At 63.0% G+C, this 13271-nt stretch carries 11 protein-coding genes; 5 read left to right on the forward strand and 6 right to left on the reverse strand.

What is annotated here, in order from left to right:
• Window positions 1-46 precede the first annotated feature (46 nt).
• The 4 genes from BLW56_RS01700 to BLW56_RS01715 are packed head-to-tail and all read right to left on the reverse strand — an operon-like array spanning window position 47 to window position 3195.
• On the reverse strand, window positions 47-586 hold the full coding sequence (locus tag BLW56_RS01700; protein ID WP_093508943.1) for a hypothetical protein: 540 nt from the start codon (window positions 584-586) through the stop codon (window positions 47-49).
• A 33-nt stretch (window positions 587-619) separates the two neighbouring features.
• A complete protein-coding gene (gene fabG, locus BLW56_RS01705) occupies window positions 620-1360 on the reverse strand; it encodes a 3-oxoacyl-[acyl-carrier-protein] reductase (protein WP_093508944.1) in 741 nt (246 codons plus the stop codon).
• A 23-nt stretch (window positions 1361-1383) separates the two neighbouring features.
• Complete coding sequence (gene fabD, locus BLW56_RS01710) at window positions 1384-2322, reverse strand: ACP S-malonyltransferase (RefSeq protein ID WP_093508945.1); 939 nt, start codon at window positions 2320-2322, stop codon at window positions 1384-1386.
• A gap of 45 nt (window positions 2323-2367) precedes the next feature.
• Window positions 2368-3195 carry an LD-carboxypeptidase gene (locus BLW56_RS01715; protein ID WP_093508946.1) on the reverse strand — a complete coding sequence of 276 codons (828 nt, stop codon included), beginning with the start codon at window positions 3193-3195 and terminating at the stop codon, window positions 2368-2370.
• 90 nt (window positions 3196-3285) lie between these two features.
• On the opposite strand from BLW56_RS01715, the gene BLW56_RS01720 reads away from it, so the two are divergent.
• The 4 genes from BLW56_RS01720 to rplI all read left to right on the forward strand — a co-directional run bounded on the left by BLW56_RS01720 (window position 3286) and on the right by rplI (window position 6075).
• Window positions 3286-4674, forward strand: a complete 1389-nt coding sequence (locus BLW56_RS01720; RefSeq protein ID WP_093508947.1) for a Mur ligase family protein — start codon at window positions 3286-3288, stop codon at window positions 4672-4674.
• Between the two features lie 158 nt (window positions 4675-4832).
• A complete protein-coding gene (gene rpsF, locus BLW56_RS01725; RefSeq protein WP_093510730.1) occupies window positions 4833-5198 on the forward strand; it encodes a 30S ribosomal protein S6 in 366 nt (121 codons plus the stop codon).
• A gap of 11 nt (window positions 5199-5209) precedes the next feature.
• A complete protein-coding gene (gene rpsR, locus BLW56_RS01730) occupies window positions 5210-5434 on the forward strand; it encodes a 30S ribosomal protein S18 (RefSeq protein ID WP_037517582.1) in 225 nt (74 codons plus the stop codon).
• A gap of 14 nt (window positions 5435-5448) precedes the next feature.
• The gene (gene rplI / locus BLW56_RS01735; RefSeq protein WP_093508948.1) at window positions 5449-6075 is read left to right on the forward strand and encodes a 50S ribosomal protein L9; all 627 of its coding nucleotides are present in this window, start codon (window positions 5449-5451) and stop codon (window positions 6073-6075) included.
• 95 nt (window positions 6076-6170) lie between these two features.
• On the opposite strand, the gene folE is transcribed toward rplI, so the two are convergent.
• Window positions 6171-6773 carry a GTP cyclohydrolase I FolE gene (gene folE, locus BLW56_RS01740; RefSeq protein WP_093508949.1) on the reverse strand — a complete coding sequence of 201 codons (603 nt, stop codon included), beginning with the start codon at window positions 6771-6773 and terminating at the stop codon, window positions 6171-6173.
• Between the two features lie 433 nt (window positions 6774-7206).
• On the opposite strand from folE, the gene BLW56_RS01745 reads away from it, so the two are divergent.
• Window positions 7207-10218 carry a TonB-dependent receptor gene (locus BLW56_RS01745; RefSeq protein ID WP_093508950.1) on the forward strand — a complete coding sequence of 1004 codons (3012 nt, stop codon included), beginning with the start codon at window positions 7207-7209 and terminating at the stop codon, window positions 10216-10218.
• 114 nt (window positions 10219-10332) lie between these two features.
• Here BLW56_RS01745 and BLW56_RS01750 read toward each other — a convergent pair whose 3' ends face one another.
• Window positions 10333-12972: a TonB-dependent receptor gene (locus BLW56_RS01750; protein ID WP_093508951.1), complete on the reverse strand. Its 2640-nt coding sequence runs from the start codon at window positions 12970-12972 to the stop codon at window positions 10333-10335.
• Window positions 12973-13271 lie beyond the last annotated feature (299 nt).

Consider the following 13271-nt stretch of genomic DNA (forward strand, 5'->3'; position numbering starts at 1 on the left):
GTCCCGAGGGCCGGGTCCGGTTGAACCGGACCCGGCCCGTTCGGCTTCATGGCGCGAGCAGCTTGCGCTTGTTCCAGTAGATCGAGGTCGCCGCCGCATAGGCGCCGACCTTTTCCCAGACCGAGCCGTCGATCTTTTCGATATCGACGCCCGCGTCGATATAGGCCTGGACGATCTTCATGATCTGATCCTCGGTCATGTCCCCCGACAGATCGGGGTTCGCGCCGGTCGGACCGAAATCGAGCGCCTTGTCGACCACGGTCGGCGACAAATTGAGCTTTCCGATATCCGCTCCCAGCCATTCGCGCGAGATGCGGGCTAGGCTGTAATCGAAATAAATGCCCTTCTGCTCGGCGGTGATACCGTGCGCGGCAACGCAGCTATCGGTCACTGCGGCCAGATTCTTGAACAGCGCCTCACGCGACGTTTCGTCCCCGCCGCCCGCCATCGCCTCGCCGATAGAGTCCTTGGTGTCGGCCGGCACCGAGGCAGTGACGCAATCGAGCTTCTCACCCTCTTGCGCCGCAACCACTCCGGGCAGCGCTGCCAGCGCCAGCGCGGCGCTTGCCATCAAACCCTTGATCATCGACTCGTCTTTCTGTCCTGGATGGATCGCCCGTCAGGACAGCATGGCCATCCCGCCGTTCACATGCAACGTCTGCCCGGTGACATAGCCCGCTTCCTTCGACGCAAGATAGACGACGGCGGCGGCGATATCGCTCCCCTCGCCCATCCGGCCGGCGGGAATGCGCTGGTTCAGCGCTTCCTTCTGCGCATCGGGCAGGTCGGCGGTCATCGCGGTTGAGATAAAGCCCGGGGCGACGCAGTTCGCGGTGACGCCTCGGCTCGCCAATTCCTGCGCCAGCGCCTTGGTCATGCCGGTGACGCCGGCCTTCGACGCGGCATAGTTGGCCTGCCCCGGATTGCCCGTCGCGCCAACGACGCTGGTGATCGAAATGATGCGGCCGAAGCGCGCCTTCATCATCGGCTTTGCGGCAGCGCGCGCGAGGCGGAAGTTCGCTTCAAGATTGATACGGATGACGTCCATCCACTCCTCGTCCTTCATCCGCATGATGAGGTTGTCGCGCGTCACGCCGGCATTGTTGACGAGAATATCGAGCCCGCCGAGCGCATCGACCGCCGAAGGAACGAGCGCATCGACCGACGCAGCATCGCCGAGATTGCACGGCAGCGCGACATGATCGCCGCCGAGGGTCTCGCGAAAGGCATTGAGCTTGTCGGCGTTGGAGCCCGACACCGCAAGCCGCGCGCCCTGCGCGGCCAGCGCCTGTGCAACGGCCGAACCGATGCCGCCCGAGGCGCCGGTGACGAGGGCGGTCATGCCGGTAAGATCGAACATATTAGTCTCCTGAAATCTGTATCTTAGAGCGTCTTGAGGAGCGCTTCGATGTCGTCCATCGAAATGACGCTGATCGTCTCGACCTCGCCGCTCGCGCTGCGCTTGACCATCGGCGAAAGGACTTTGCCGCCAAACTCGACGAAGTGCGCCACGCCGATGCTCTCCATCGCACCGACGCTTTCGCGCCAGCGGACGCGGCCGGTCACCTGCTGGACGAGCAGGTCGCGGATCGTGTCGGCGTCGCTCACGGGGCTGGCGGTGACATTGGCAACAACGGGCACGAACGGCGCCGCGGGCGGGTTGGCACCGAGCGCTTCGGCCATCGCGTCTGCCGCCGGCTGCATCAGCGGACAATGGAAGGGCGCCGACACGGGCAGCAGAACGCCGCGCTTGATGCCATAATCCTTGACCAGCGCGACCGCGCGCTCGACAGCGCCCTTGTGGCCCGAGATCACGACCTGCGACGGGTCATTGTCGTTCGCGACGGTGCAGACCTCACCCTCCGCAGCGGCGTCGGCGAGCTTTTGTGCGGTCTCAATATCGGCGCCGAGCAGCGCCGCCATCGCGCCAACGCCGACCGGCACCGCCGCCTGCATCGCCTGACCGCGCGTTTTCAGAAGCCGCGCGGTGGTCGCGAGGTCGAAGGCGCCCGCGGCACAAAGCGCGCTATATTCGCCGAGGCTGTGCCCCGCGACATAATCGGCCTTGGCGACGAGCGTCACGCCACCTTCCTTTTCGAGCACCCGCAGCGTCGCAATCGCGTTCGCCATGATCGCGGGCTGGGCATTTTCGGTGAGGGTGAGCTGATCCTCGGGGCCTTCGCTCATCAGCTGGAACAGCTTTTGGCCGAGCGCGTCGTCGACTTCCTGAAACACCTCGCGCGCGACCGGCGAAGCATCGGACAATGCCTTGCCCATGCCGACCACCTGGCTACCCTGACCCGGAAAGATGAATGCGCGCATATTGCGTCCCCTGCGGTAATTTCGAATTGCGCCGCGCCTATTCCTTCACCCCGCGCGATGCAAGCCGAAGGGCACGACCTTGTTCGCCGCATCGTGACCGATGTCGGCCCGGCCGAGCCACGCGATCCCCGTGCGCGCGCACCAGTCCTGTGCAATTTCCTCGGCTTCCATGCCAAAGGGCCGATCGTTTTCGGGAATGTCGCTGACGCGGCCGAGCCGGATGCCGGCAAGCCCACGCGGCGCCAGATAGGTGGCGACATGGAAAAAAGCGCGGTCGAAGGCATAGAGATATTCGCTCACTTCCTCGACGATGAGGACATGGCCCGACAGGTCGGGTTCGAGCGGGGTGCCGAGCAGCATCGACAGCGTCATCAGGTTGAACGCCGCATGGCGCGCGCCATGACGGAGCCCCGCCTCGCACGCGGCCGGGTCGCGCGCGACAAGCCAGTCGAGGGCACGGAGGACGGCCGCGTCGCCGCCTTCGCGGCGGATGTCCGCAACCATCGGCCCATGCGCGACATGATCGAAGCCGTCGCGATAGAGGCACCCAAGCAGATTGCCCTGATCCGAATAGCCGAGGAACGCCTTTCCGCGCGCCACATCGGTCATGGCGGCCACCGCATCCTCGGCGATCCGGCACGCGCCATAGCCGCCGCGCGCGAACCAGATCGCGTCGATGTCAGGACGGTTCGCCATCTCGACCAGCGCGGCGAAACGATGCCCGTCCTCGCCCGCGAAATGGCCGTGCGTGGCGAAACATTGCGGATCGAAAACCAGCTCGACGTCGGGATAGCCGAGACTTGCGAGCGCCCGCACCGCCTCGGCATCGTCGGGCAGGATCGGGGTCGACGGGGCTATGATGCCGATACGCATGGACGGGCTGATTCCTCGATCCGCTCGACACGAGCGGTTATTGCGGCGGGTGCGGTTGCAAAGCCTTCGGCAAAGCCATATCGCGCCGCGATGGCCGAAAACAAATCCTATTTCTTCTGCGGCATCGGCGGGTCGGGAATGTTGCCGCTCGCAATGATCGTAGCGGCTCGCGGCGCGGCCGTTTCGGGGTCGGACCGCAGCCGCGATCAGGGCCGGACGCCCGATAAATTCGCGTGGCTCGAAAGCCAGGGCATCGCCTTTTATCCGCAGGACGGCAGCGGGCCGCAGGCCGGCCAGATACTCGTTGCCTCCGCCGCGATCGAAGACAGCGTGCCCGACATTGCCGCCGCCAACGCGCTCGGCCTGCCGCGGATGACACGCGCCGACCTGAATGCGGCGCTATTCAACGATGCCGACAGCGCGATCGGGGTCGGGGGCACGAGCGGCAAGTCGACTGTGACCGGAATGATCGGCTGGATTCTGGAGAATACGGGCCGCAAGCCGACGGTGATGAACGGCGCGGTGATGCGCAATTTCTCGGGCGAGGACCGGCCCTTTGCGAGCGCGCTGGTCGGCGATGCCGCCATTTACGTGAGCGAAGTCGACGAAAGCGATGGCTCGATCGCGCTCTATCGCCCCGACGTCGCGGTCGTCACCAACATCAGCCTCGATCACAAGAGCCTTGCCGAATTGCACCAACTGTTCGGCGACTTTGCGACGAAAGCGCGCGTCGCGGTGGTCAATGCCGACGATCCGGAATCCACGCCGCTGCTCGGCGGCGGCAATGTCCTGAGTTTCGGTTTCAGCGAGGCCGCGGCCGTTCGCGGCGGCGATTTCGAAGCCTTGCCCGACGGTTGCCGCTTTTCGACCGACGTCGACGGTTACCGGTACGAGGTGCGGCTGCGCATGCCGGGACGCCACAATGCCGCCAACGCCCTCGCCGCGATCGCCGCCGCGCGCGCGGTCGACATCCCGGTTGCCGAGGCGGTGAACGCGCTGGCGGGCTTCGCGGGCCTGGCGCGGCGGTACGAGGTATTGGGCCAAGCAAGCGGCGTCACCGTCATCGACGACTTCGCCCACAATCCCGACAAGGTTGCCGCGACCCTCGCCGCCGTCGCCGAATTGCCGGGCCGCGCCCTGCTCTTCTTCCAGCCCCACGGCTATGGCCCGCTGCGCCAGATGGGCAAGGAACTGGCGGCGAGCTTCGCGGCCGGCATGCGGCCCGACGACAGGCTGTTCGTCTGCGACCCCGTCTATTTCGGCGGCACCGTCGATCGCAGTATCGGTAGCGAGGCGCTGGTCGCCGATATCGTCGCGGCCGGAGCCGACGCGGTGCATATGACGACGCGGGCGGCGTGCGGCGCGGCGATGCTCGACGCCGCGAAAGCGGGCGACCGTATCCTGATCCTTGGCGCGCGCGACGACACGCTCACCGAATTCGGCCGCGAACTGCTGGAAAAGCTGGCGCTCCGCGCTTGATTTCCGCGCGCGAATCTGTATAGGCCGCCGCTTCGGGGCGAGGCCAAGTGCCATTCGCCCCGATTGCTTTGCACAATTCGCAGAGCAGAGACGACAGCCGGAGGGGTTTCGCGATTGGCGCGAAATCAGCGATCGGCCAAATCGAAGGAAGCGCGACCATGCCGTTTTACGAGCATGTCTTTATCGCGCGTCAGGACCTGAGCCAGGCTCAGGTCGACGCGCTGGCGGAAACCGTCACCAACGTCATCGGCGAATATAAGGGCCAGGTTCACAAGACCGAAACCTGGGGCCTGAAGCAGCTCGCCTACAAGATCCAGAAGAACCGCAAGGGTCACTATGTGATGCTGTCGGCCGAAGTGTCGGGCGAAGCCATCGCAGAGATCGAGCGTCAGGCTGCGATCAACGAAGATATCATCCGCTGGCTCACCATCCGCGTCGACGAACTCGAAAAGGGTCCGTCCGTGATGATGCGCAAGCAGGAACGTCGTGGCGGCCGCGGCCGTGACCGCGACGGCGAAGAATAAGGAACAGTAGCATGGCACGACCCTTTTTCCGCCGCCGCAAGACCTGCCCCTTCAGCCAGAAGGACGCACCGGTCATCGATTACAAGGACGTCCGTCTGCTCCAGGGTTACCTGTCGGAGCGTGGCAAGATCGTCCCGTCGCGGATCACCGCGGTGTCCACCAAGAAGCAGCGTGAGCTGGCAAAAGCGATCAAGCGCTCGCGCCACATCGGCCTGCTCCCCTACATTGTGAAGTAAGGAGGGCTGGTTCCATGGAAATCATCCTGCTCGAACGTATCGAGAAACTGGGCGGTATCGGCGACGTCGTCACCGTCAAGAACGGCTTTGCCCGTAACTATCTGCTGCCGAACAACAAGGCGCTCCGTGCAAACGACACGAACCGCAAGCTGTTCGAAGCCAACCGTTCGAAGATCGAGGCCGACAACGCCGAGCGTCGCACCGACGCCGAAGGCCGTGCCAAGGACATCGACGGCAAGCAGGTCGTCCTGATCCGTCAGGCGTCGAACACCGGCCAGCTTTACGGCTCGGTCTCGGTGCGCGACATCGTCGACGCGCTGGTCGAAGACGGCGCCGCGAACATCACCAAGTCGATGGTCGAGCTCGAACGCCCGATCAAGTCGCTTGGCCTGTTCGAGGTCAAGGTGAAGCTGCACCCCGAAGTCGCCGTTACGGTCGGCGTCAACGTCGCACGTTCGCCTGACGAAGCCGAGATGCAGAAGCAGGGCATCGACGTCATCGCGGCGATGTTCGAAGAAGAACAGGCCGAAGCCGTCGCTTCGGCGCTGGAACCCGACAGCGAAGACGAATTCGAAGACGCGACGCCGCCTTCGGAACTCGCTGCCGAAGCTCCGGCTGCAGACGAGGAAGAAGAGGCCTGAGCCCCTTTCCTCTTGCAAGAGACAGAAAAGGCTCCGGAACGCAGGTTCCGGAGCCTTTTTCTTTGGGTCAGAAAGGCGCCCGGAAGGCGGCTCGCTCAATAGCCCATCAGGCTGAGCACTTCCTTGCGGCTGCGCTGGTCGTCGAGGAAGCAGCCGAGCAGGCGGCTGGTGACCATGCCGACGCCGGGCGTGCGAACGCCGCGGCCCGTCATGCAGCCATGCTGCGCGTCGATGACGACCGCCACACCGTGCGGGTGGAGATTGTCCCAGATGCAGCGCGCGACGTCCGCGGTCAGCCGTTCCTGTACCTGCAAGCGCCGGGCATAGCCGTTGAGCACGCGAGCCAGCTTTGAAATGCCGACGACGCGGTCGCGCGGCAGATAGGCGATCGAAGCCTTGCCGGTGATCGGTGCCATATGATGTTCGCAGTGCGACTGGAACGGAATGTCGCGCAGCAAAACGATCTCGTCATAGCCGCCGACCTCTTCGAAGGTCCGCGACAGGTGGATCGCCGGATCGTCGGCATAGCCCGAACAATATTCCTTCCATGCGCGCGCCACGCGGCGCGGCGTGTCGAGCAGCCCTTCGCGCTGCGGATCGTCGCCCGCCCACTCGATCAGCGTCCGCACGGCGTCTGCGACATGGTCGGGGACCACCACCTTGCCGTCCGGTCCCAACTCGTTCTTGTCGTTGCTCATTGCCCCGCTTTCACTGTTGCCTTGATGTCGCACATTTCGGCGTCAATGACCCGATAAGCAAGGGCCGGACACGAAGAAATTATGCCCGCCACGCAAGTTTACGTTGCGGAATCTTGGCTTTTTCTCATTTCCAAGAGCCGCAGTTTCGCGTCCTTTTTTGGGCCAAACAAGTCACTTGACGCTTTCGTCAACTCGGCGCACCTTTAGGCTATACAGAACTCGCTTAAGCGGGTCGTATTCCGGAGAGGCCGGCGTTTTCCCCGACGCCGGTGGGAGAGGACGATGACCAGCAGAGCTGGCAGGTGGGATTCACAAGGGCACATGGCCGTTTCGGCCCGGTGCCCTTTGCCATGTCTGGTCGTTTCCCCTCCCCTTACCACAATTTGACGTTGGGCGGCCCCGCACATCGCGGGTCGAAAAAGGGAGGCTATAAATGAAGTTCAAGGCACTGATCGGAACCTCGATCCTTGCAATGACGGCGGCGACGCCGGCATTCGCGCAGGACGCGGCGAATGAAGTGGAACGCGATGCTTTCGGCGGCGAAATCGTCGTCACGGCGCAGCGCCAGTCGGAACGACTGCAGGACGTGCCGATCGCGGTCAGCGCCTTTTCGACCGAGGCACTCGAAGCCCAGCAGATCAAGACCCCGTCGGATCTTCAGCTGACCCTGCCCAACGTCACCTTCACCAAGACCAATTTCACCGGCGCCAGCTTCACGATCCGCGGCATCGGCGACCTTTGCGTCGGCACGACCTGCGACAGCGCAACCGCGATCCATCTCAACGGCGACCCGCTGTTTTCGACCCGCCTGTTCGAAACCGAATTTTTCGACCTCGAACGCGTCGAAGTGCTGCGCGGCCCGCAGGGCACGCTGTTCGGTCGCAACGCGACCTCGGGCGTGGTCAACGTCATCACCGCCAAACCGAAGCTGGGGAAATTCGAAGCCGCCGCCGAAGCCGAATATGGAAATTTCGATTCCATGAAGGGCAAGGCGATGGTCAACATCCCGCTCGGCGACACCATGGGCATTCGCGTCGCGGGCATCTACCTCAACCGCGACGGCTATACGAAGAACAGCTTCCTCAACACGCGCATCGACGATCGCGACCTTTACTCGGTCCGCGGCTCGTTCCGCTGGGAGCCCTCGCCCGATACGACGATCGACCTGCTGGCATCCTATTTCCATGAAAAGGACAAGCGCACGCGCATCCAGAAACAGCTTTGCCAGCGCGACCCGACCGGCATTCTCGGCTGTTTGAACAACCGCCTCGACAATGCGCCCTTCAACGGCAACGCGACGTTCACCGCAGCGCTTACCTCGCGCGAATTCCTGGCGATCCGCGGCATTCCCCAAGCCTTTGCGCTCGGCAGCCTCTACGGCCCCGACGTCTATGCCAATACGACGATCCCGTCCGATCCGCGCGAAGTGAACACGGCGTACACGCCAAGCTATTTCACCAGCGAACTGACACTGCAGGGCCAGATCGAACATAATTTCGGCCCCGTCTCGCTGCAGGTGTCGGGCCAGTATCAGAAGGTCAAGCTCGACGCGTCGCAGGACTATAACAGCAACGTCGGCAACCGCGCGCTCTATGCCGGTGGGCTCGCCACACTGCAGGCTGCCGCGAACGGTGCCTTGGGCGCAGCGTTCACGCCTTATTTCGCGCCGGTCGCAGCCGCGATCATCCCGAACGGACCAACCGGCCAGCTCTGCACGTCGCTGGCGGAAGAAAGCGGCTACGGCAGCTTTGGCGGCAACAAGATCTGTAGCGACCAGTCGCTGCAGTTCGACCGGTCGAACCAGTATAACAGCAGCTGGTCGGTCGAAGGCATATTGTCGAGCGATCTCGACGGGCCGTTCAACTTCCTCGTCGGCGGCATCTATGCCGACTATAAGCTGACCGAGAACAGCTATTATGTGAACGCCTTCCCGATCGATTATCTGACCGGCGTGCTGGGCGCCTTCACCGCGGCGACGAACCGCGTGCCCGACCCGAACAACCCGGGCCAGACGATCGCGGCTCCGCTGCCGCCATCATTCCTTGCGACGCCCTTCTTCCGAAACAACACCGACGATCTGAACATCAAATCGTGGGGCCTGTTTGGCGAAGCCTATTTCGAGTTCAGCGACCGGCTGAAACTGACAGCAGGTCTTCGTTATAACAACGACAAGAAGAGCGTGGCGGCACGCTCGACGCTGGCAAGCTTCCTTGCGCCGCATGCGGGAACGACCGACACCGTCTTCGGTTCGCCCTTCGTCGGGTCGTTCGACGCCGATCCGGGCACGCCCGGCAACCAGATCATCCAGGAACGCAGCGTCAAATTCAACAAGCTGACAGGCCGTGCGGTGATCGATTTCAAGGTTACCGACGACAATCTGCTCTACGCATCCTATTCTCGCGGCTACAAATCGGGGGGCATCAACCCGCCGCTGCAGCCGATCTTCGAAGTGCCCGAATCGTTCAAGCCCGAACAGGTCGACGCCTTTGAAATCGGGTCGAAGAACACCTTCGGCGGCGGAGCGCTTCAGCTGAACCTGACGGCCTTCTACTACAAGTATAAGGATCTGCAGCTCAGCAAGATCGTCGCGCGTACCGCGGTCAACGACAATGTCAGCGCCGACATCTACGGTTTCGAAGCCGAAGCGATCGTCCGGCCCGACCCCGACGTCGTGGTCAACCTCGGCTTCAGCTATCTGCACAGCAAGGTCTCCGACGACAAGTTCACGAGCAACCCGCGCGACTTTGGCGGTGGCCGCAGCGATGCGGTCATCATCAAGGACATCACGAATGCCGCAAACTGCGCGGTTGCTTCGCGCTCGGGCAATGCCGCTGGCGTCAACGCCTTCGTAAACGGGGTTCAGCAGGTCATCAACGGCGGCTTTGTGCCGGGCGTTGCCGCTGGTGCCGGCCTCCGTCCGACGACCGCCTTCCCGAGCGATGGCGGCATCGCATCGACCGGCGCATTCAGCATCTGTTCGGTGATGGAAGCGGCGGCCGGCGGGGCATTCGCCGCGGCGGGCCTGACCCCGGCAAACTTCGGCGGGATCGAATATTTCTCCGCCGGCGTTCCGGTCAATATCAAGGGCAACCAGCTGCCGCAGGCACCGAACTACAAGTTCAGCGCCGGCGTTCAGTACACCGCGCGTCTCGGCGGCGGTGACATGACCCTCGTCCCGCGCGTCGACCTTGCCTATACCGGTGAGAGCTATGGCAGCATCTTCAACGGCAATGTGAACCGCATCAAGGGTTACGCGCAGGTCAACGCCCAGCTGCAGCTGAACGGCGCCGACGACAAATGGTATGTGAAGGGCTTCATCCAGAACCTCTTCGACGCCAACAGCGTCACCGGCCTGTACATCACCGACCAGTCGTCGGGTAACTACACCAACATCTTCACCCTCGAACCGCGCCGCTATGGCATCGCGGCGGGCGTGAGATTCTAACCTACCCGGCGGCAACGCCATAAAAAACCCCGGCCTCTCGATCGAGAGGCCGGGGTTTCTTTTTTGCCTTCCGCGTGGCCGCCGGGGCGCGAGGAAGCGCCCCGACCCCCACGATCAGAATTTGTAACGGATGGTGCCGCCATAGGTGCGCGGCTGGCTCGGGTAGCCCGAGACGCTGCCCGACTGCGCGACCGCCGGGAAGATGGTCGTCAGATACTGCGCGTTGGTGAGATTGCGACCCCACACGCCGACGTCGAGGCCGTTGGTCAGGCGGATCGTGAACGACGCGTTGAGCGAGTTGACCTCGCGCTTCAGGTTCTGTGCGACGCTCGCCGGGAAGCCCGACAGGCCTTCGACGATCTGGACCGGGCTTTCATAGGCATAATCGACGTGTGCGATGGCCTTGGTCCCGCCAGCGAACTCATAGGTGTAGGTTCCGCCCATCGACAGCGACAGTTCGGGGATTCCCGCGGGCGTCGTGCCCGAGATGTCGCCGAACGCCGAGTTGATGAAGCTGTCATACTTCGCGTCGAGATAGGTCGCGGCAAGCGTCAGGTTGAGCCCGTCGACCGGACGCACCGAGCCGTCGAACTCGATACCGAAGGTCGACTGCTTGCCGGCGTTCGCGAGGGCAAAGCCGGTGCCGGTGAAGACGTTCGACTGGAAGCCCTTGATCGACTGCTTGAACACCGCGACGTTGACTGCAGCGACGTCCCACTGGCCCTTGAGGCCAAATTCGTAGACGGTCGATTCTTCGGGGTTGGCGAAGCGCGAACCCGACACGAGATTCGGCGTACCGAGGCCGCCAGCGATGATCGCAGGCAGGTCGGCTGCGGTCGGGCGGCTGTCACGCGACAGGTTGACCGAGCTCGCCTTGAAGCCCGTTGCATAGGTCGCATAGATGTTGACCGTGTCGGTCAGCTCATAGGCAGCCCGCACGCTGTACGAGAAATCGCCGTCGTTCGTTTTACCGTTTTCGACCGAGTTCGGAACGTTGAGGAAGGGCGGCAGGAACTGGAACGCCTTCAGCCCGTTGAGCGGGTTCGCCGCGGGGTTGTTCTGGTTGGCGTTCGCGAAAGCCTGCACCTGCGTCGAGATTGCACCGAACGCCGCCGGGTTGGCGCCGGCAAATGCACCAATTTCGGTTGCGGTAGCGGCGCGACCCAGCCCAAGCTGCGTGCCGATCGTCTGTGCAAGGCCGCCCTGGAACAGCAATTGGTTGCGGAACGGCGCGTAGGCGGCAGCATCGAGATTGATGCCCGAGAAGACATCGCTGCTAACGACGTCGGTCGAGAAGCGCTTGCGGTCCTTGGTATAGTTGCCGCCGAGGGTCACCGTAAAGCGGTCGGTGACCTCGAAATCGACAGTACCGAAGATCGAGAAGGCCTCGTTCTTCATCTTGTAGCCTTCGTCGAGCCCGTCGCCATTGCGGAAGAAGCTGCCAAGATATTTCGCCGGATTGCCCTCGAGCGTGCCGAGCGTGCCTTCGAGCAAGCCGACGTTGAGCGCGCCGCCGCTCGCCGCCTGGATCAGCGCATTGCCATAGGGACGGAACTGCGTCCCGAACTTGATCGCGCTGGTCTGGTCGACCTTTTCGTTGAAATAATAACCGCCGATCAGGAAGTTGAGCGGGCCGTCGAAGTCGGAGGTCAGGCGCACTTCCTGCGTGAAGGTGTCGATGTCGACATAGTCGCTCTTCTCGCCGATCAGGTCGGCAGCCGAGAAATCCGAATCCTGGTTCGTGTCGGCACGCACCTGACGATAGGCTGTGATCGAGGTCAGCGCCATGCTGCCAAGATCATAGTCGATCTGCGCCGAACCACCGTAGTTCTTGATCTTATTCGACGACAGGAAGTTGTTGTAGACGTCGTAGGAGAAGGGATTGTTCGCATCGACGCTGGGGCCGCCGGCAAGCGCGTTGGTGATCGCGACGGTCGGGCCGGCGATGACGTTGCCCGCGATGCAGCAATTTTCGTCGATCTTGTCATAGTCGCCGATCAGGCGGATCGACAGCGCATCGGTCGGTTCGAACAAAAGCTGACCGCGAACGCCCCAGCGGTTGCGGTCGTTGACGTCGGTGTCGAGTTTCAGATCCTGCGCATAACCGTCGCGGCGGTTGTAGCTGCCGCCGATCGAGAAGGCGACGGTGTCGCTGATCGGACCGGTGACGTCGCCCTTGACGGTGATCGCGTTATAATTGCCATAGGTGACTTCGGCCGAGCCGCCGAATTCATACTGCGGCTTTTGCGTGACGATGCTGATCACGCCTGCCGACGCGTTCTTGCCGAACAGCGTCGACTGCGGTCCGCGCAGCACTTCGATGCGCTCAACGTTCGGCAGGTCACCGATCTGCGCGGCGGAGCGCGAGCGATAGACGCCGTCGATGAACACACCGACCGACGGTTCGATACCGGCGTTGTTCGCGCCGTTGCCGAAACCGCGGATGATGAAGTTGGTGTTGGCGCTCGACTGGAGCTGCGACACCCGCAGGCTGGGAACCGATGCCTGGAGGTCGATCAGGTCGCGGATCTGCGATTCTTCAAGCTGCGCCGCCGAAGTCACCGAGACGGCGACGGGCGTGTCCTGCAGCGTTTGCGAACGCTTGCTGGCGGTAACGATGATGTCATTGCCATAGTCGGTGTCGTCGACGGTCGTTCCGGCATCGGCCGGCGCGGCATCCTGGGCAAAGGCATAAACAGGGGTGGTCACGGCGCACAGCACGGTGGCGCCCAACAAAATGTTGCGCAAAGTCATGATAGGTCTCTCTCTCCAAACCCACCGAGGCGCAGCCAAAGGCTTATCGGGAGATGCCCGGTGGTAAACTGCCGGTCTAACGCGCCCTTTTGCCGCGTCAACGCGCGCACTTTCGAAATCGCCGATTTTGCGTAGATTCGTGACTTAATAGCAACAGTTTACGTTACGGCAGGCGTTTGCACCCATGACAAATTTATGTCAGGGAAGATTGCAGATCGGGGCGGGAGCCAATTTGCCAAAAATTCAGGAAGGCGCGGTATCTGCCCCGGACACTTTGGCCTTGTCCTGCAGGCCCGGCG

The sequence above is a fragment of the Sphingopyxis sp. YR583 genome (assembly GCF_900108295.1).
Classification (GTDB): Bacteria; Pseudomonadota; Alphaproteobacteria; order Sphingomonadales; family Sphingomonadaceae; genus Sphingopyxis.

What these genes read in the sequence shown, in the direction of transcription:
- rplI (WP_093508948.1), top strand. Translation starts at nt 5,449, where the DNA reads ATGGAAATCATCCTGCTCGAACGTATCGAGAAACTGGGCGGTATCGGC.
- folE (WP_093508949.1), bottom strand. Translation starts at nt 6,773, where the DNA reads ATGAGCAACGACAAGAACGAGTTGGGACCGGACGGCAAGGTGGTGGTC.
- BLW56_RS01750 (WP_093508951.1), bottom strand. Translation starts at nt 12,972, where the DNA reads ATGACTTTGCGCAACATTTTGTTGGGCGCCACCGTGCTGTGCGCCGTG.
- BLW56_RS01745 (WP_093508950.1), top strand. Translation starts at nt 7,207, where the DNA reads ATGAAGTTCAAGGCACTGATCGGAACCTCGATCCTTGCAATGACGGCG.
- rpsR (WP_037517582.1), top strand. Translation starts at nt 5,210, where the DNA reads ATGGCACGACCCTTTTTCCGCCGCCGCAAGACCTGCCCCTTCAGCCAG.
- fabG (WP_093508944.1), bottom strand. Translation starts at nt 1,360, where the DNA reads ATGTTCGATCTTACCGGCATGACCGCCCTCGTCACCGGCGCCTCGGGC.
- fabD (WP_093508945.1), bottom strand. Translation starts at nt 2,322, where the DNA reads ATGCGCGCATTCATCTTTCCGGGTCAGGGTAGCCAGGTGGTCGGCATG.
- rpsF (WP_093510730.1), top strand. Translation starts at nt 4,833, where the DNA reads ATGCCGTTTTACGAGCATGTCTTTATCGCGCGTCAGGACCTGAGCCAG.
- BLW56_RS01700 (WP_093508943.1), bottom strand. Translation starts at nt 586, where the DNA reads ATGATCAAGGGTTTGATGGCAAGCGCCGCGCTGGCGCTGGCAGCGCTG.
- BLW56_RS01720 (WP_093508947.1), top strand. Translation starts at nt 3,286, where the DNA reads ATGGCCGAAAACAAATCCTATTTCTTCTGCGGCATCGGCGGGTCGGGA.
- BLW56_RS01715 (WP_093508946.1), bottom strand. Translation starts at nt 3,195, where the DNA reads ATGCGTATCGGCATCATAGCCCCGTCGACCCCGATCCTGCCCGACGAT.